Below are 17,716 nucleotides of genomic sequence, written 5' to 3' on the forward strand. Positions count from 1 at the left end.
CTCCTCGGTCATGCCAGCCCCAGGAATCTCCTCGCGTTGCCGCCGAGGATCGCGGCGCGCTCGGCCTCGCCGAGTCCGGCGCAGGCGCGGACGGCCGCGCCCGGCTCCTGCTCGCCGAGGGGGAAGGGGAAATCGGTGCCGAGCATGACCCGCTCGACGCCCATCACGTCGATGAGCAGGCTCAGCGCCCGCGGGTCGAACACCGCGGAGTCGACGTAGAAGCGGTCGGTGTACGCCGAGGGAGGCTTGGGAGAGTCCTTCCTGACGATGTCGCGGTTGCGCCAGGCGTTGTCGGCGCGGCCGAGGAGGAAGGCGAAGCTGCCACCGCCGTGGCAGAAGCACAGACGCAGCGAATCGGGCAGCTTCTCGAACGCGCCGGACAGCGTCAGCGACAGGATGCTGAGCTGCGTCTCCGCGGCCATGCCGACCAGCCACGGCAGCATGTACCCCGTCATGCGGTCGGCGGCCAGCATGTCCCACGGGTGGACGAGCACCGGCATGTCCTCATCCGCGCAGTGGGTGAGGAATTCGATGATCTCCGGATCATGCAGGTTGCGCGGGCCCACGTGGTTGCCGATGTGCACGCCCCGGTGCCCGGCGGCCCTGGCCTTGGTGACCACCGTGCGGGCGGTCTCCAGGTCCTGCAGCGGGACCTGACACAGGGGCAGCAGGCGGTGGGGGGCCTCGGCGCAGTAGGCGAGGATGCGGGCGTTGACCATCTCGCACCAGTCGGCGGCGCGTTCCGGCTCCGCCGCGTACCCGAACAGCAGCGGCGTGGACGAGACGGCCTGCACGTCGACGCCGGAGCGGTCCATCGCCTCCAGGCGCGCGCCGGCGTCCCACAGCTCCGGGGTGACGGGCCGGTAGTCGTCGTCGCCGCTCATCATCATGCCGTCGCGCAGCCAGGGCTCGCCGGCGCCGGTGAGGATCCGGCTCTCCTCTCGGGAGATGCGCGGGAAGACGTGGGCGTGGACGTCGATGACCTGGGTGGCGACCTGGGCGGCCGGGGTCATCGGACCACCGGCCGAAGGTGCTCGGGCCAGTCCTTGCCGGGATGGGTCGCCCCGCAGTGCGGGCACGTGCGGTCGCCGTCGTAGTACGCCTGGAAGACGGGGGGCAGATCATCGACGATCGACTGGAGCTGGATCTCGGCGCGGTGGACCAGCCGGTGACAGTCCATGCAGTACCACTCGAAGGCGTCCACTTCTCCCTGCGGACGGGCGTATTCGACGACCAGACCGATCGAGCCGGGCACCGGCCGCTGCGGGGAGTGCCGGACATGCGGCGGCAACAGGAAGACATCACCCTCCCTGATCCGCACATCGACGGGAGGCCGGCCCTCCTCCTCCATGACGCGCAGCACCATGTCGCCCTTGAGCTGGTAGAAGAACTCCTCGATCGGGTCGTCGTGGAAGTCGGTGCGCTGGTTGGGGCCGCCGACGATGGTGACCATCAGGTCGGCGTCCTTCCAGATCTGCACGTTGCCGACCGGCGGCCTGAGCATGTCCTGGTGCTCGTCGATCCACTTCTGAAGGTTGAAGGGAGGGATCATACGGCGCTCCTCTGCGGAATGTGGGCGATGCAGGAGATCTCGATGAGCAGGTGGGGGTGGGGGAGTTGGTGGACCGCGACCGTGGTGCGGGCGGGGCCGTTCTCGTCGAAATACTCTCCGTAGACCTCGTTGTAGCCGCCGAAGTCGTTCATGTTGACGAGATAGCTGGACACGTTGACGACGTCCGTGAGGTCTCCGCCCGCCGCCGCGAGCAGGTCGCGGATGTTCTCGATGACCGCCCTGGTCTGCTCGCGGATGTCCAGCGTGGTCGTGCCCATGGCGTCCGCGCTCGCCCCGGCGAAGGAGCCGTCGGGGCGGCGGGAGCTGGTGCCGGAGACGAACACGAAGTCGCCCGCCCTCCTGACGTGGGGGAACCTGCCGCGTGGAGCGGCCTTGCCCCGGACGAGCAGCGCGTTGTTCGTCTGGTCGTTCGTCTGGCCGTTCGTCTGGCCGTTCATCGTGTCGTCACCTCCGCACGGCCGAGACCCGCGGCGCTCACACGGACGTGGGCGCCGGCGGGGAGCGGGATGGCCGCCGTCGCGGCGCCCGCGAGGATGACCCACCCCGGCTGCAGTTCGATCCCGGCGGCTTCCGCCAGGCGGGCGGCGGCGGCCAGCGACCGCATCGGGTCGCCGAGAATGGCCGCCGACGAGCCACTCGCGACGGTACGGCCGTCGATCTCCAGCAGCATGCCCACGTTGCCGACATCCCTGGGCCTGTGCCAGGGGCCGAGACCGAAGCCGGCGGCCGAGGCGTTGTCCGCGATGACGTCGGACAGGGTGAACCTGAAGCCTTCGTAACGGGAGTCGAGCACCTCATAGCCCACCGCGATCCCGCCGACGGCGTCGACCGCGTCGGCGGGAGTGCGCACCGGCCGATCGATCAGGAACGCGATCTCCGGCTCGATGCGCGGATGGATCAGATCGGCGGTGTCCACGTGGGACTCGATCAGCATGGCGTCGGTGAGCAGGCCCCAGATGACGTCGTCGACGCCCATCTGGACCATCTTGGCGCGGCTGGTGAACCCCATCTTGATGCCGATGAGAGTCTCGCCGCGTGCCAGGCGCCGCTCGATCACCGCCCGCTGCACCTCGTAGGCGGAGGGCACGTCGAGCGCGGCGGTGTCGGTGAGCCTGGGGACCGCGCGACGGTTCAGCGCCGCCTCGTCGAGGATCTCGGCGAACGAGTCCAGGTGCGGGTTCACATGTCCTCCTGGGGAGCGGGCGCCTCGTGGGCGAAGGCCGCGCGCACGTCGCCGAGCCCGTCGATGCGCGCTTCGAGCACGTCGCCGGGCGCGACGGGGACGACCGGCCCGAGTGCCCCGGTCAGCACGGTGTCTCCGGCCTGGAGCGGGCGGCCGATCCTGGCCAGCGTGTCGGCCAGCCACACCGCCGCGTGGAGCGGGTGCCCGAGGCAGGCCGCGCCGACGCCGGTCGACACCTGCTCGCCGCCCCGCTCGATGACCATCCCGGCCAGCCGCAGGTCCACGTCGCGCAGCGGCACCGGGCGGGTGCCGAGGACGTACATGCCGGCGGAGGCGTTGTCCGCGACCGTGTCGGCCAGGGTGATGTCCCAGCCGCGGATGCGACTGCCCACGATCTCGATCGCGGGCAGCGCGAAGGCCGTCGCGCGGATCACGTCGGCGACCGTGTGCCGTTCGTGCGTCAGGTCGTGTTCCAGCACGAGTGCGACCTCGGCCTCGGCGCGGGGCTGCAGCACCGCGCCGACGGGGATCTCCTCGCCGTCCGGCACGGCCATGTCGGCGAAGATCATGCCGAAGTCCGGCGAGTCCACCCCCAGTTGCCGCTGCACCGCCGCGCTGGTCAGTCCGATCTTGCGACCGGTCAGGCGGCGCCCCTCCGACAGCCACCGCTGGGTGATCAGGTCCTGTACGGCATAGGCGGCGTCCGCGCCGTCGATCAGGTCGCGCACCGGTTCGCAGGGGCTGCCGGACGCGTACGCCTCCAGCAGCCGCGACGCCGCGGCCTGGTGTCTTTCTGTCACGGATGTCCTCAAATCTTGACGCACACGTTGACGGGTTCCGAGAAGAAGTCGAGTGAGTATTCGCCACCCTCGCGTCCGATGCCGGACGCCTTCACACCGCCGAAGGGGGTGCGCAGATCCCGAAGATTCCAGCAGTTGACCCACACGATCCCGGCCTCCACCCGCGGAGCCACGCGGTGGGCGCGGGACAGGTCGGTGGTCCACACCGTGGCGGCCAGGCCGTACGGGCTGTCGTTGGCCAGCCGGACCGCCTCGTCCTCGTCGTCGAACGGCGCCACATGGCAGACGGGCCCGAAGATCTCCTCGCGGACGGTTCTGGCGGTCTGGGGCAGCCCGGTGAGCACGGTCGGCTCGACGTAGAACCCGCCGTCACGCTCGTCGCCGAAGCTCGGCACCCCGCCACCGGCGACCACCGTGGCGCCCTCCTCGACAGCGAGGCGGTAGTACGACAGCACCTTGTCGCGGTGCTCTGCCGAGATCATCGGGCCGTAGTCCTGCAGCGCGCGAACGCGCTCGGCCAGGGCGTCGACGAACTCCTCGAAGCGGGAGCGCTGCACGTAGACACGCTCGGTGCACAGGCAGATCTGACCCGAGTGGGTGAAACTCGACCGGACGGTCCCCTCGACCGCCTCGGCGAGGTCGGCGTCGGCGAAGACCAGGGCGGCGTTCTTGCCGCCGAGTTCGAAGGAGACCGGCGTGACGTGGTCGGCCGCACCGCGCATGATGGCGGTCCCGGTGGCGGACGCGCCGGTGAAGGCGATCGCGTCGACGCCCGGGTGGGAGGCGAGGTGCTCGCCCGCCGCGTTCGCGCCGTGGCCGTGCACGAGGTTGAAGGCGCCGGCGGGCAGCCCCGCCTCGTCGATCACCGCGGCGAGCAGGGTCGCGGTGGACGGCGTCTCCTCCGACGGCTTGGCGACGACCGCGTTGCCCGCGGCCAGTGCGGGCGCGACCTTCCAGGTGAGCAGGAGCAGCGGCAGGTTCCACGGCGAGATGATCGCCACGACGCCGAGCGGGCGGCGGACGGTGTAGTTGAGCGCCTGACCGCTGCCGCTCCATCCCGGGACGGTGGTGGGGTAGGCCCGTTCCGGACGGCCGTAGGCGAGGTCGGCGTAGGAACGGAAGTTGCCGATCGCGCGCGGGATGTCGACCGTGGCCGCCAACTCGCGCGGCTTGCCGGTGTCGGCGACCTCGGCTGCGACGAACTCGTCGAAGCGGGCCTCGATGCCGTCGGCGATCCGCCGGAGCATGGAGCACCGCTCCTCGACGCTGGTACGCCCCCAGGGGCCGGCGAGCGCCGTGCGGGCTGCCCGCACGGCCGCGTCGACGACGTCACGCGGGGCTTCGGGAACGGCTCCTACCTGGCTTCCGTCGACGGGTGAAAACAGCGGAAAGGCCGTTCCCGTCGTCGTGAAGGCACCGTTGACGTAGTGCGCGGGCTTCATGGCCATCATCGTGCAGCCACTCGTGCATAACAGTCTAATACCACTATTCACCATATATATATCGATCCTGTTATATGGTGTCATCGACGTGGCTCGCGCCAGATCGGTTCGGGGCGGCGACGGGCAGCCACGCCGTCGACGGCCCACGTGCCTCAGGGGGTGTACATCGGTGGCGCGCTCAGTCCGCTCCCGCGGATATATCAAAGTGAGCCCTGATTCTGTGGCTCATATGATGTTCCGGTGATGTCCCGCCCCCTGGACCTGCTGAACGGCCGCCTCAAACTCAGACACCTGGTGCTCGTGACGACCATCGCCGAGCAGGGCGGCATCCTGCGTGCCGCCGAGCATCTCCACCTGGCGCAGCCCGCCGTCACGCGTGGGCTGCGGGAGGTGGAGCAGATCCTCGGGGTCGAGCTCTTCCACCGGGGCCCGCGCGGCGTCACTCCCACCCTCTTCGGCGCCGCCCTCGTCGACCACGCGCGCGCCGTACAGGCGGAACTGCGCCGGGCGGGCGCCCGGATCGCCGGCCTCGCCGACGGTGAGACCGGCACCGTCACCATCGGCACGCTCCTGGCCGCCACCAACGTGCTGCTGCCCCGCTCGATCGCCGCTCTCAAGGCAGAGCGCCCGGGCATCACGGTGATCGTCAAAGAGGGCACCTTCGACTCGCTCGTTCCCCGGCTGATCGACGGCGAGACCGACCTGATCCTCGGTCGGCTCAACTCCATCGAGGACTGGCCGGGCCTCCACCAGATCCCCCTCTACAACGAGCCCACCCTGCTGGTGGCCCGCGCCGGGCATCCCGCTCAACAGGCGCGCACCCTGCCGGAACTACTCCGATATCCATGGATCGTCCCGCTCGAACAGACCGCGCTGAAACACGAGCTGGAGCAGGTGTTCCAGCGCCAGGGGCTGACAATTCCGGAAAATCGGGTCGAGTGCACATCCATTCTGACGATCCGCTCGCTGCTTCTGGCGACCGACATGATCGCGGCCCTGCCCGCGCTGCTCGTCAGGACCGACGATCGGCTCGCGGAGCTACCGGTGCCGCTCGCCTCCGTACGGCGCTCGGTCGGCGTGACACTGCCCGAAGCCCGCACCCTCACGCCCGCGGCCAACGCCATGCTCGACCATCTGCGTCGGCAGGCGGAACCGCTCCGCCGGGAACTACCCGACGAACCCCAGCGAATAGATCATGGCGGCACGGCTCACTGATCGCGGCGAGAGGAGCTCAACCGACTGATTTCCCCGTCGTCTTTCCTAGTCGTCGCCGGTCAGGGAGAGGACGCGCAGGCGCCGGCCGGCCCACAGCAGCGCGCCGACCGTCACGATGGCCATGGCCGGTACGGCGAAGCCGAGCGTGACGTCCGTGGAGAAGAAGGGCGACGTCGAGAAGTGGTCTGCGACGGACTGGGCCCACTGCTGGATGGAGAGCTTACGCGCCCCGGGGACGTAGCCGCCGACCACGCCCTCCCATACCAGGGCGTAGATGACCCCCACGGTCACGGCGTGCCGGGTGACCACGCCCAGCAGCAGGAACACCGCGGCGTAGGCCACGCCGCCGAAGAGCGCCCCGAGCGTGAAACCGTACGCGACGCCCGATTCGGCGCCGGTGAGCAGGTAGGCGGCGATGAAGGTCGGCAGCGCGGCGAACACGACGAGCAGCGAAGCGGCCACCGCGAACTTCGTCACCGCGATCACCGGCCGGGAGATCGGCTTGGCCAGCAGGTGGATGATCGTGCCGTCCTCGATCTCCGGCGCGATCACGCCGGTTCCCGCGATCAGTCCGAGCAGCGGCAGCATCGTGCCGACGGCGAACGTCTTCATCAGGATCACGGCCGTGTGCTCGTCCGGCCCGTCGACCGCCCTGAGCAGCGCGGCCATGCCGATCAGTGCCACCGGCAGCAGCACCAGCAGCCAGATCCGCTTCCGTCCGAGCATCGCCCGGTAGGTGATGTCGGCCACCACAGCGTTCATCGGGAGCCCCCAGAGGTCGGGCCGCTGATCAGATAGGAGAAGACGCTCTCCAGGTCCTCGTCGGTGGGGGAGAGCTGCCACAGGTGGACGCCGATGTCACGGGCGACCTTGGGCAGCAGCCGGGTGAAGCGGCGGAAGTCCACCGTCTGGACCTCGATGCCCTGCGCGGTCAGGGCGACCGCGCTGGAGGAGGAGTCGGAGATCAGCGCGGCGGCCAGTCGCCGGTCGTCGCTGGACCTGACGCGGAACAGGTGCGGCCGGTCGGTCATCCGGCGCCGGATCTCGCGGTAGTCGCCCGACGCCGCGTGCCGCCCGGCGACCAGCACCTCGATCTGCTCGGCGACCCGCTCGACCTCTTCGAGGATGTGCGAGCTGAACAGGATCGTACGGCCCGCCCGGCCCATGTCGCGGACCAGATCCATGAGGTGCATCCGCTGCCGGGGGTCCATGCCGTTGAACGGCTCGTCGAGCAGCAGCACCATCGGGTCGTGCACCAGGGCGGCGGCCACCTTGACCCGCTGTCGCATGCCCTTCGAGTAGGTCTCGATCCTGCGGTCCTTGGCGGCGGTCATCTCCACCAGGTCGAGCGCCCGCAGGGCGGCGTCCGCCGGAGACGGCAGCCGGTGCAGCCGGGCGGCGGAAAGCACGAACTGCCAGCCGGTCAGGAAGCCGTACACGGCCTCCTTCTCGGGGACCAGGCCGACCAGCCGGTAGATCTCGTGGTTGCGCCAGATCGGCTGCCCGTTCAGCGTGGCCGTACCGGTCGACGGGGCGAGGAAGCCCGCCATCATGTGCAGCAGCGTTGACTTTCCGGCGCCGTTGGGGCCGAGCAGGCCGGTCACGCCGGGGCCGATCGTCATCGTGACATCGTTGACCGCTACGACGTTGCCGTACCAGCGGGACACCTGGCCGAGCTCGATGACGCCCTGCCGGGTGGTCGTGGGAGAGGTCGTCATGGTCATGCGGAGGCGGCCTTCCGGTAGCGCAGGAGGATGCCGGTCGCCGCGAGGGCACCCGCGCCCACCAGGATCAGGAACGCCCCCGGGCCGGGCGGGTAGCCGTTCGACGCCACGACGCCGAACAGCGCGGACTGTACGGCTTCGACCAGGAAGAACGGGTTGATCAGCAATGCCCAGGCGGCGGTGTCGTCCCGTCCGGTCGCCGACAGGACGAGGTAGAACACCCCGGCGACGGCCGAGGTGAACAGATAGAACGCGATCACCGACGCCACGCCCAGCCCGCGGCGCGGGGTGACGGACGCCAGCGCGATGCCGATCAGGGCGAGCAGCAGGGCCAGGATGACCGCGCCGCCCATCGCGGCGGCGTAGTCCCCGGTGTGGAGTGGCCCGGGCAGGTCGACGAGCAGCTCGCCGACGAACAGGACCGTGAGCGGCACGGCCAGCAGGAGGAAGAGCGCGACCGTCAGCGCCGCCACCTTGGCGATCACGTAGTCGATGACGCCGAGGGGACGCGACAGGTACAGCGGCAGCACGCGGAACCGCAGGTCGGGCGCGACGAGGTACGGCGACTGCGCCGCCATGAAGATCGCGATGACCGGCTGCATGACGACCGCGTAGGTCGGGTATTCCGCGCCCAGCTCCGGCCGTTTCAGGATGGCCATGGCGGCGATCGTCACCGCGGCGGGCAGCAGCATGATGACCATCAGCAGGATCGGAATGATCTTGGCGCGGGCCGGGCGGCCGAGGCCGAACGTGCCGCGCAGGCTGTGTACGGCCAGGGCGTACACGGCGTTGGCGCGCCCCAGCCTCGGGCCCTCGTAGTGGCGGTATCCGATGTCGTGGATGACCGCGGTCGGCTCGGAGGTCATACCGCCGGCTCCTTCGGCGCGGGGTCCTTGACTGTGTTCTCTTTGAACACATCCTCGATGCGGCCGCGGCGCTGCTCCAGCCGTACGAGATGGAGGTCGAGATCGCAGACGGCGTCGCGCACGGCGTCGAACGTGCGGGCCGGGTCGGCGTCCGGCGGCACCTGCACGGTCAGCAGCCTGCCCTGCACGGCCACCGCCTCGCCCATCCGGCCGAGGCGCTCGGCGAGGGACTCCAGCCCGTCCTCCACCTCGATGGCCACCGCCTGCGTGGTCCGGGTGAACTCGCGGATGGCCGAGGAGCGCAGCAGCCGCCCCCCGTCGATCACGATGACGTGGTCGCAGACCCGCTCGAGCTCGCCCAGCAGGTGCGAGGTGACCAGCACGCTGATGCCGAACTCGGTGCCGATGCGCCGGATCAGCGCGAGCATCTCGTCGCGGCCCTGCGGGTCGAGACCGTTGGTCGGCTCGTCGAGGAAGATCAACTTGGGGTCGTGGACGAGCGCCTGGGCGAGCTTGACACGCTGGCGCATGCCGGTGGAGTAGCCGCCGATGGGCCGGTACCGCTCCTCCTGGAGGCCGACGTGGCGCAGCGTGTCGGCCGCGCGTTCGCGGGCCGCCGTACGCGGCAGGCCGGACATCCGGGCCATGTGGACCACGAACTCGGTGGCCGACATGTCGGGCGGCAGACAGTCGTGCTCGGGCATGTAGCCCACGGCCCGCCGGATCTGGGGACCCTGGGTGATCGCGTCCATCCCGAGCACGCTCGCCCGGCCGGCCGTCGGGGCGGCGAGGCCGAGCAGGATCTTGATCAGTGTCGATTTGCCCGCGCCGTTGGCGCCGACCAGGCCGGTCACCCCCGTTCCCGCCGACACCGTCAGCGCGTCGAGAGCCGTTACCCGGGGAAATCGCTTGGTCAGGCCCTCGGTCGCGAAGCATGTGCTCGCTGTCATGATCCGCACCCTACCCAGCGACCGGGCCCGGCGCGCGGCCTCGGCGGGAGCCCTTATGTACGGCGGAGCCGGCTGTGCCTTCAGGTACGGCGGAGCCGTACGTGACGGATGGAGTGGTCGGAGCCCTTCCGCATGATCAGGCCGGCCCGGCCGCGGGTGGGCGCGATGTTCTCGATCAGGTTGCGTTCGTTGATGTCGCGCCACACGTTCCTGGCGAACGCGGTCGCCTCGTCATGGGAGAGCGCCGCGATGTGGTTGAAGTACGACTTGGGGTCGGAGAAAGCCGTACGGCGCAGCTTGTGGAAGCGGTCGACGTACCAGTTCCTGATGTCCTCGACCCGGGCGTCCACATAGATCGAGAAGTCGAAGTAGTCGCACACGGCGAGCGAGGCCGGCGGCGCCGGCTGGAGGACGTTGAGACCCTCCACGATGAGGATGTCGGGACGACGTACCGTCTGCGCCGCGCCGGGCACGATGTCGTACTCCAGATGGCTGTAGACCGGCGCGTCGACCGTGGGGTGACCGGCCTTGACGTCGGCGACGAAGCGCACCAGCGCCCGCCGGTCGTAGCTCTCGGGGAAGCCCTTGCGGTGCATGATCCCGCGCTCCTCCAGCACCTTGTTGGGGTGGAGGAAGCTGTCGGTGGTGATCAGATCGACCCGCGGATGCTCGGGCCAGCGGGCCAGCAACGTGTGCAGGAGGCGGGCTGTGGTCGACTTGCCGACCGCGACGCTTCCCGCGATGCCCAGCACGTACGGCAGGGGCGAGGCGGACTCGCCCAGGAACGCCCCGACGGCCGCGCTGCGCTGGCGGGAGCCGGTGAAGTGCAGATTGAGCAGCCGGGCGAGCGGCAGATAGATGTCCGTCACCTCGGTGAGGTCGATCGGGTCATCGACGCCGCGCAGCTCGGCCAGCTCCGCCTCGGTCAGCGTGAGCGGCGTGTTCTTTCTAAGGTCACGCCACTGCTCTCTGCTGAGCTGGACGTATGGGTCCCCACCTGCCACGTCGGCCAAGCGTACCCACGGTCCTTCCACCGGCCGCCGGGGGGTGCGAGCCTGTGGATGAGCGTACGCTGGCCGCGTGATCGTGGGCATCGGGGTGGACGTGGTGGACGTGGCCCGCTTCGCCGCCGTGCTGGAACGCACGCCTGCCCTGCGCGGCCGCGTGTTCACCCGGGGCGAGAGTGGGCTCGCGGTGCCGTCGCTGGCCGCGCGGTTCGCCGCCAAGGAGGCGGTCGCCAAGGCGCTCGGCGCGCCGCCGGGCCTGAGCCACCACGACGCTGAGATCGTCACCGGCGAGTACGGCAGGCCGAGCCTGCGGATCACCGGCCGGGCCGCGGAGGTGGCCGACGGCCTGGGCGTCACCCGATGGCACGTGTCCCTGACCCACGACGGCGGCGTCGCCGTCGCCTACGTGATCGCCGAGTCCGGGTGACGGTTGTCCACAGGGTGATCGCGATCTAGGTTCTGGGCGGCTACCGTCGGACGCATGCGGACCGCCTACACCTCTGACCAGATCCGCGCCGCCGAGTTGGCGCTCATGGCGAAACTGCCCGAGGGAACGCTGATGGGCCGGGCCGCCGCCGGGCTCGCCGCCGTCTGCGCCGGACTGCTCACCGGGGTCCGCGGCCGGGTGTACGGCTCCCACGTCGTCCTCCTCGTCGGCAGCGGGGACAACGGCGGTGACGCGCTGTACGCGGGGGCCCGTCTGGCCCGCAGGGGGGCCAGGGTCGTGGCGGTCCTCGCGGGGTCGCGCGTGCATGAGGGCGGCCTGGCGGCACTGCGGGCAGTCGGCGGCAGGGCGACAGACCTGCGCGTTCCGATCCTGGAGCAGGCGCGTGAACTGATCGGCGACGCCGACCTCGTCGTGGACGGGCTCGTCGGCATCGGCGGCAGCGGAGCGCTGCGCGAGCCGTACGCCACGCTGGCCGGGCTGACCGCGCAGGCCTCCGGCCTGGTCGTCGCGGTGGACGTGCCGAGCGGGGTGGACGCGAGCACCGGGGAGGTTGACGGCGCCGCGGTGCGGGCCCAGGCGACCGTGACGTTCGGCGCGTACAAGAACGGCCTGCTCATCGATCCGGGGGCGCGGTTCGCCGGAGCCGTGGAGTTCGTGGACATCGGGCTCGGGCCTTACCTCCCGGACCCCGACGTCGCCGCGCCGACCGACGAGGACGTGGCGGACCTGCTCCCCCGGCCGGGCGCCGAGAGCGACAAGTATCGGCGCGGGGTCGTGGGCATCGCGGCGGGCAGCGACCGGTACACAGGGGCGGCCGTGCTCGCGGTCGGCGGAGCCGTACGGGCCGGGGCCGGCATGGTCCGCTTCGTGAGCTCGGCGGAGCCGGTGCGTCTGGTCAGGGCCCGCTGGCCGGAGGCGGTCACCACGATCATCGCCGATCCGCTCGGAGCCGATCCCATCGAGGAGGTCGGGCGCGTGCAGGCGTGGGTGCTCGGCCCGGGTCTGGGGACCGGCGCCGAGGCGCACGCGGTGGCCCGTGCCGTACTGTCCGCCCAGGTCCCGGTGCTCGTGGACGCCGACGGGCTGACGCTGATCGCGCGGGACCGGGGGCTGCTGCGCCGGGACGGTCCCACCTTGATAACCCCGCATGCCGGTGAGCTGTCTCGCCTGCTCGGCGTGCCGAGGGAGCGGATCGAGGCGCGGCGTCTGGAGCACGTGCGGCGGGCCGCCGCCGAACTGGGCGTGACCGTGCTGCTCAAGGGATCGACCACGCTGGTCGCCGAGGAGGATCGGCCGGTGCGGGTCAACACCACCGGCACGCCGTGGCTGGCCACCGGAGGCACCGGCGACGTGCTGGCGGGCATCGCCGGGGCGTTGCTGGCGGGCGGGCTCAGCTGTTACGACGCTGCCTCCGGCGCGGCGTACGTCCACGGACTGGCGGCGCGCCTCGCGGTGCGCGGCGATCCGGCGGGGCGTGGTGATCCGGCGGGGCGTGGTGATCCGGCGGGGCGTGGTGATGCGGCGGGGCGGGCCGAGGCCCCGATCGCTGCCCTCGACGTGGCGCAGGCGCTCCCCGAGGCGCTGCGCGCCCTGTGATGCCGGTCACCCTGTTATCGGATCGAGATGCCCGTCGCGGCGTCGATCGCGTCCCGCTCAGTCGGGCCGACCTGCCACACTGGGAAAGTGAACTCTGCGACAACGCGCCTGGTCACCCCTGCCGAAGCACGGGTGGACCTGGGGGCGGTCCGACACAACATCGGGGTCCTGGCCGGACATGCCGAGGGTGCGGAGATGATGGCGATCGTCAAGTCCGACGGCTACGGCCACGGCGCTGCCGCGATCGCGGGGGCGTGTCTGGAGGCCGGCGCTTCGAGACTCGGCACGGCGCTCCTCTCCGAGGCGTTGACATTGCGCGAGGCCGGCGTGACCGCGCCGATCCTCGCGTGGCTCATCACACCCGGAGAGCCGCTCGACAAGGCGGCGCTGCGGGAGATCGAACTGTCGGCCGCGGCGCCCTGGGCGATCGACGAGATCGCCGCCGCCGCGCGCCGCACCGGCCGCCCGGTGCGCGTACACCTCAAGGTGGACACCGGGATGTCCCGGGGTGGGGCGTCGGCGACCGACTGGCCGTCGCTGGTCAAGCAGGCGCTCGCGGTACAGGCCGAGGGCGCGATCGAGATCGCCGGCATCTGGTCGCACCTCGCCTGTGCGGACACGCCGGAGCACCCGGCCAACAAGCTTCAGCTCGTGGCATTCGACGAGGCGCTCGCCGTCGCGGACGAACTGGGCGTGTCCAGCGGTGTGATCCGGCACATCGCCAACTCGGCCGCCACCGTGACGTTCCCGCAGGCCCGGTACGACATGGTCCGTCCGGGCCTCGCGACGTACGGTCTGAGCCCGGTTCCCGAACGCGGCGATTTCGGGCTCCGCCCGGCCATGACCCTCGTCGCGCGGCTGGCGAACGTGAAGCGCGTGCCCGCCGGTTCGGGCATTTCCTACGGTCATCTGTACGTTACGGACCGTGAGACCACGCTTGGTCTCGTTCCGCTCGGGTATGCGGACGGCATCATGCGATCTGGTACAAATCGGGTCGAAGTGCTAGCAGCGGGGAAGCGCCGGCGGGTCGCGGGCCGGGTGTGCATGGACCAGTTCGTCATCGACCTCGGCGATGACTCGGCCGATGCGGGGGACGAGGTGATCCTGTTCGGGCCCGGGGACCGCGGCGAGCCGAAATGTCAGGACTGGGCGGATTCACTGGGCACGATCACTTATGAGATCGTGACGAGGATCGGTTCCCGCGTGCCCCGCGTTCACTCGGCCGGGGTTGATTCGGTCGGGCGCTGAGTCGCGGTTACGAGGAGGGCAGGTATGGGCACACGTCGTAAGGTCGGGATCGCGGGAGCGGTCGTCGGCGCGGCTTCGGCGGGCGCGGCAGTGGCCACGCTTGCCAAGCGGTACGCCGTCGGACGGATCCGGCTACGGCCCGACCTGGAGGCGAGCGAGCCCTTCGGCGAGTTGCGCGGACAGCCGGTGGTGCTGACGACGTCCGATGGTGTGTCGATCCAGGCCGAGGTCGACGGGGTCGAGGACGCTCCCCTCACCGTCGTCCTGTGCCACGGTTACTGCCTCTCGTCGGACTCCTGGCACTACCAGCGACGCGACCTGCGCGACACCCATCGGCTGGTGCTGTGGGACCAGCGATGTCACGGCGCCTCAGCCCGGGCGCACGCGGACGACTGCACCATCGACCGGCTCGGCGAGGACCTCGCCCTCGTCCTTCAGGAACTGGTCCCCGGGCCGTGCGTGCTGGTCGGCCACTCGATGGGCGGCATGACCATCATGGCGCTGGCCGAACGGCGGCCCGAACTGTTCGGCGACAAGGTCCGCGGGGTGTCGCTCATCGCCACCTCCGCCGGGAAGCTGGCCGAGGTCACGCTTGGCCTGCCCGCCCTGGTGTCGAGGATGGTGCACATCGCCATCCCGTCCGCCGTTTCGGTCATGCGCCGCCGTGGCGCGCTGGTCGACCGGGGACGCGAGGCGGGGACCGACCTGTCCTTCCTCGCGCTGCGCCACTTCGCCTTCGGCGACGCGAAGAACGTGAGCCCGACCCTGGTGGACTTCGTCGAGTCGATGATCCGGGGCACCCCCTCCGAGGTGATCGCCGACTTCTACCCGGCCCTCATGTCGCATGACAAACTGACCGCGCTCGACGTGCTGAACAAGGTTCCGACCGCGATCATCGTAGGTGATCGTGACTGGCTGACCCCGGTCGACCACAGCCGGGCGATCGCGGCAGCCGTACCGACCGCACAGCTGACCACTGTGCCGGACACCTCTCACATGGTGCAGCTCGAACGGCCCGACCTCGTCAACGAGGCGCTGCGCGAGCTGCTGAAGCGAGCAGAACGGGGGAACGGATGACCGACAGACCGCAGTCCCGGGAGTTCCGGGCGGCGACCGCGGAGGAGACTCGGGCGCTGGGCGCGCGGATCGCCACGCTGCTCGGACCCGGTGATCTCGTCGTGCTCGCCGGGCCGCTCGGCGCGGGCAAGACGACGCTCGTGCAGGGCCTCGCCGAGGGGCTGAAGGTACGCGGCCCGATCACCTCGCCGACCTTCGTGATCGCCCGAGTCCACCCGTCGCTGTCCGGCGGCCCCGCGCTGGTGCACGCGGACGCCTACCGGATCGGCGGCGCACTGGAGATCGACGACCTCGACCTGGACGCCTCTCTGGCCGAGTCCGTCACCGTCGTCGAGTGGGGCGAGGGCCTGGTCGAGGGCCTTTCGGAGGATCGCCTGGAGATCCTCATCAAGCGATTCGAGGGCGAGGAGCGTCCCGCTGCGGGGGTTCCCGCCGACGCCGAGGAGCGCGTGATCCGCCTCACCCCCATCGGCCCCCGCTGGTCCACCACCTCCCTCACCCACCCGTGATCTTATGTTGAGATCACAAGGAATTCCGGAGCTTGGATCTGCGCGGTAGCGCCCAGCGATTTCTTCCACGTCCTCCGTGTCGATCCAGACCGCATCGAAGCGGGTGTTCAAGGCGTGCTGAATTCAATCGGTCGAGGAAAGCTGAACCAGTAGACCTTGCGAGGAGAACAGGTCGTGGTCGAGGAATCGCCCAGCGACTCTTCCCATGACGCATAGATACTCCTCTAGCTGTCCTTCTTCCGATGTAATATCGTATGCCAGGTCCTCCCAGTAAGTGCCGTATTCTTCCTCATTGTAGATGGTTCCAGTGCATACCCCGTCGTGGGTGTAGAAAAGTTCTTCGATTTCTATGCCAGGGACGTATGAGACATCGAAAACGCGCTGGCCACCGAGACTGAGCTGATCCGAAGATGACATCAAGCCGTTGAGGTAAATAACTATGGACCAGCCAGGAGCAAGGCGGGCGATCCAAGCCTGCCACGGTCCTCTGGACCTAGAACCGTACGATCTCATGGCAACCTGAAAGTCGCACGCGACTGTCGCCTCCGTTGCGACTTGCAGTCGCCGGGCCACCTCATTGATGTCTTCGACGCTGACCCATTGGGCCATGAAGAATTCATGGAGTCCATATTCGAACAGGAGACGCTGTTGATTTGCGGCAGGGAATGCATGCATGGAGGATATCCGAATTTCGCGCGTGGCTGACTCATTTGAAAGTCGCCGAGGTCGGCTCACTGAATTGAATCAGTCAGGGGGAAGTTGAACCAGCAATCCTTGCGAGGAGAACAAGTCATGGTCGAGAAACCGTCCGGCAACTCTTCCCAAGATGGTTAGATACTCCTCCAACTGCCCATCTGTCGATTTGAGGTCGTATTGCAAATCATCCCAGTAGACTAGATATTCTTCTTCGTCGTAGATGGTGCCCGTGGATACTCCGTCATGCGTATAGAAGAGTTCTTCTATTTCTTCTATTCCGCTGATGCATGAGACGTCGAAAACGCTCTTTCCGCCGAGGCTGAGCAGATCCGAATCCGAATCTGGCATCCAGCCGTCTAGATAAACGACCAGAGACCAGCTGGCAGCAAGTCGGGCGATCCAAGCCCGTCGCGGTTTTCTGGAGCTGGCGCCGGACGATCTCATGGCGGCCTGCAAGTCACACGCGACTGTCGTCTCCGTTGCGACTTGCAGTCGCCGGGCCACCTCATGGACGTCCTCGATGCTGACCCATCGGGCCATGAAGGAGTAATAGAGACCGTGTTCGATCAGGATGCGCAGTTGATTTTCAGCCGGGAAGACAGGCACAGGTACACCAGATTCCGCAGGGTACAGGGCGAGAAGTGCTTTCCTCAGAACCGCAATCACCACCCCACACAAAAATCGATTCCGAACGACGGATCATCTCCGGGCTCACGTCCCGCCAGCATCAGGGGATGCTGGCGAGCAACCCCTGCGATGAAACCCAGTCGCGGTCGAGAAAGCGTCCCGTTATCCGTCCCAGGACGACCAGATACTGCTCCAGTACCTCTGGCAACGGCGTTCGGTCGTTGAACCTCAGATTCGCGCAGTGGACGCTGTACTCATCCTCAGCGAGGAATTCCACGTCGAGCACCCCATTGTGGGCGTAGAACGGTGGATCAATCTCACCGACTAGGGCAAAGTAGGTGATCTCGAAAACACGATGACCACCAAGGCTGAGCTCCACGGGCGACGGCAATGAACCGCTGAGACGAAAGATATGAGACCAGCCACTCGCAAGTGAGGAAATCCAGACCTGCTTCATGTCGGACAAGGGAGAAACCGACCTCACGGCAGTTTGGAAGTCGCAGGTGACTATCGTATCCGAGGTGACCTGAAGACGCCGCGCCACATCGTGGAGATCTCCGATGTCGACCCATTGGGCCTGGAACTCGGGGCCGGCCCCATATTCGGTCATGAGGTCGTATTGACTCTCGACAGAAAAAATGTTCACGCAAGTCACCTGAATTTCGATGAACTATCAAGCTGACAAGGGCCGAGAAGCGATGAGATATCACCTCATCAGCCCTTGTCGCCACCTATGCGCCACCTAGTTTGGTTTA

The 17,716-nt window shown here is 68.8% G+C and carries 20 protein-coding genes; 6 read left to right on the forward strand and 14 right to left on the reverse strand.

Annotated elements, in window-relative coordinates; translation table 11 throughout:
• Positions 1-8: 8 nt before the first annotated feature.
• Genes Mth01_RS09630 through Mth01_RS09655 form a run of 6 tightly spaced genes read right to left on the reverse strand, consistent with a single transcriptional unit; the run spans position 9 to position 4,998 of the window.
• A complete protein-coding gene (locus tag Mth01_RS09630) occupies positions 9-1,013 on the reverse strand; it encodes an amidohydrolase family protein (RefSeq protein ID WP_204014661.1) in 1,005 nt (334 codons plus the stop codon).
• On the reverse strand, positions 1,010-1,552 hold the full coding sequence (locus Mth01_RS09635) for a 3-hydroxyanthranilate 3,4-dioxygenase (protein ID WP_204014664.1): 543 nt from the start codon (positions 1,550-1,552) through the stop codon (positions 1,010-1,012). Before Mth01_RS09635 ends, Mth01_RS09630 begins: the two co-directional genes overlap by 4 nt.
• Positions 1,549-2,010, reverse strand: a complete 462-nt coding sequence (locus tag Mth01_RS09640) for a RidA family protein (RefSeq protein ID WP_204014667.1) — start codon at positions 2,008-2,010, stop codon at positions 1,549-1,551. The genes Mth01_RS09635 and Mth01_RS09640 overlap by 4 nt, the downstream gene beginning before the upstream one ends.
• Positions 2,007-2,756 carry a 2-keto-4-pentenoate hydratase gene (locus Mth01_RS09645; RefSeq protein ID WP_239089499.1) on the reverse strand — a complete coding sequence of 250 codons (750 nt, stop codon included), beginning with the start codon at positions 2,754-2,756 and terminating at the stop codon, positions 2,007-2,009. The genes Mth01_RS09640 and Mth01_RS09645 overlap by 4 nt, the downstream gene beginning before the upstream one ends.
• Positions 2,753-3,556 carry a 2-keto-4-pentenoate hydratase gene (locus Mth01_RS09650; RefSeq protein WP_239089500.1) on the reverse strand — a complete coding sequence of 268 codons (804 nt, stop codon included), beginning with the start codon at positions 3,554-3,556 and terminating at the stop codon, positions 2,753-2,755. Before Mth01_RS09650 ends, Mth01_RS09645 begins: the two co-directional genes overlap by 4 nt.
• A gap of 8 nt (positions 3,557-3,564) precedes the next feature.
• Positions 3,565-4,998, reverse strand: coding sequence for a 2-hydroxymuconic semialdehyde dehydrogenase (locus Mth01_RS09655; protein WP_204014679.1), 1,434 nt, complete (start codon positions 4,996-4,998; stop codon positions 3,565-3,567).
• Positions 4,999-5,241: 243 nt separating this feature from the next.
• Here Mth01_RS09655 and Mth01_RS09660 point away from each other — a divergent pair, with 243 nt between their 5' ends.
• A complete protein-coding gene (locus tag Mth01_RS09660; protein ID WP_204014760.1) occupies positions 5,242-6,213 on the forward strand; it encodes a LysR substrate-binding domain-containing protein in 972 nt (323 codons plus the stop codon).
• A gap of 45 nt (positions 6,214-6,258) precedes the next feature.
• Here Mth01_RS09660 and Mth01_RS09665 read toward each other — a convergent pair whose 3' ends face one another.
• The 5 genes from Mth01_RS09665 to coaA form a co-directional block, all read right to left on the reverse strand.
• Positions 6,259-6,975, reverse strand: a complete 717-nt coding sequence (locus Mth01_RS09665; RefSeq protein ID WP_204014682.1) for an ABC transporter permease — start codon at positions 6,973-6,975, stop codon at positions 6,259-6,261.
• Complete coding sequence (locus Mth01_RS09670; protein WP_239089501.1) at positions 6,972-7,937, reverse strand: ABC transporter ATP-binding protein; 966 nt, start codon at positions 7,935-7,937, stop codon at positions 6,972-6,974. Before Mth01_RS09670 ends, Mth01_RS09665 begins: the two co-directional genes overlap by 4 nt.
• Positions 7,934-8,803, reverse strand: coding sequence for an ABC transporter permease (locus Mth01_RS09675; RefSeq protein WP_204014685.1), 870 nt, complete (start codon positions 8,801-8,803; stop codon positions 7,934-7,936). The genes Mth01_RS09670 and Mth01_RS09675 overlap by 4 nt, the downstream gene beginning before the upstream one ends.
• Positions 8,800-9,753: an ABC transporter ATP-binding protein gene (locus Mth01_RS09680; protein WP_204014688.1), complete on the reverse strand. Its 954-nt coding sequence runs from the start codon at positions 9,751-9,753 to the stop codon at positions 8,800-8,802. Before Mth01_RS09680 ends, Mth01_RS09675 begins: the two co-directional genes overlap by 4 nt.
• Positions 9,754-9,833: 80 nt before the next feature.
• On the reverse strand, positions 9,834-10,757 hold the full coding sequence (coaA, locus tag Mth01_RS09685) for a type I pantothenate kinase (RefSeq protein ID WP_239089502.1): 924 nt from the start codon (positions 10,755-10,757) through the stop codon (positions 9,834-9,836).
• A gap of 76 nt (positions 10,758-10,833) precedes the next feature.
• Between coaA and Mth01_RS09690 the strand changes: the two genes are divergently transcribed.
• The 5 genes from Mth01_RS09690 to tsaE all read left to right on the forward strand — a co-directional run bounded on the left by Mth01_RS09690 (position 10,834) and on the right by tsaE (position 15,638).
• On the forward strand, positions 10,834-11,187 hold the full coding sequence (locus tag Mth01_RS09690; protein WP_204014694.1) for a holo-ACP synthase: 354 nt from the start codon (positions 10,834-10,836) through the stop codon (positions 11,185-11,187).
• A gap of 54 nt (positions 11,188-11,241) precedes the next feature.
• Positions 11,242-12,804, forward strand: a complete 1,563-nt coding sequence (locus tag Mth01_RS09695; protein WP_204014698.1) for an NAD(P)H-hydrate dehydratase — start codon at positions 11,242-11,244, stop codon at positions 12,802-12,804.
• 87 nt (positions 12,805-12,891) lie between these two features.
• Complete coding sequence (gene alr, locus Mth01_RS09700; protein ID WP_239089503.1) at positions 12,892-14,052, forward strand: alanine racemase; 1,161 nt, start codon at positions 12,892-12,894, stop codon at positions 14,050-14,052.
• Positions 14,053-14,076: 24 nt separating this feature from the next.
• Positions 14,077-15,129, forward strand: a complete 1,053-nt coding sequence (locus Mth01_RS09705) for an alpha/beta fold hydrolase (protein ID WP_204014701.1) — start codon at positions 14,077-14,079, stop codon at positions 15,127-15,129.
• Positions 15,126-15,638 carry a tRNA (adenosine(37)-N6)-threonylcarbamoyltransferase complex ATPase subunit type 1 TsaE gene (tsaE, locus tag Mth01_RS09710; protein ID WP_204014710.1) on the forward strand — a complete coding sequence of 171 codons (513 nt, stop codon included), beginning with the start codon at positions 15,126-15,128 and terminating at the stop codon, positions 15,636-15,638. Before Mth01_RS09705 ends, tsaE begins: the two co-directional genes overlap by 4 nt.
• 123 nt (positions 15,639-15,761) lie before the next feature.
• Here the strand turns inward: tsaE and Mth01_RS09715 are convergent, their stop codons facing one another.
• From Mth01_RS09715 to Mth01_RS09725, 3 genes are all read right to left on the reverse strand, one after another.
• Entirely contained in the window at positions 15,762-16,313 is a 552-nt protein-coding gene (locus tag Mth01_RS09715) for a hypothetical protein (RefSeq protein ID WP_204014713.1), read from the reverse strand.
• Between the two features lie 69 nt (positions 16,314-16,382).
• The gene (locus Mth01_RS09720) at positions 16,383-17,000 is read right to left on the reverse strand and encodes a hypothetical protein (protein WP_204014716.1); all 618 of its coding nucleotides are present in this window, start codon (positions 16,998-17,000) and stop codon (positions 16,383-16,385) included.
• A 61-nt stretch (positions 17,001-17,061) separates the two neighbouring features.
• Positions 17,062-17,607 carry a hypothetical protein gene (locus tag Mth01_RS09725; RefSeq protein ID WP_204014719.1) on the reverse strand — a complete coding sequence of 182 codons (546 nt, stop codon included), beginning with the start codon at positions 17,605-17,607 and terminating at the stop codon, positions 17,062-17,064.
• Positions 17,608-17,716: the final 109 nt, after the last annotated feature.

Source organism: Sphaerimonospora thailandensis (assembly GCF_016863115.1).
Taxonomy (GTDB): Bacteria; Actinomycetota; Actinomycetes; order Streptosporangiales; family Streptosporangiaceae; genus Sphaerimonospora; species Sphaerimonospora cavernae.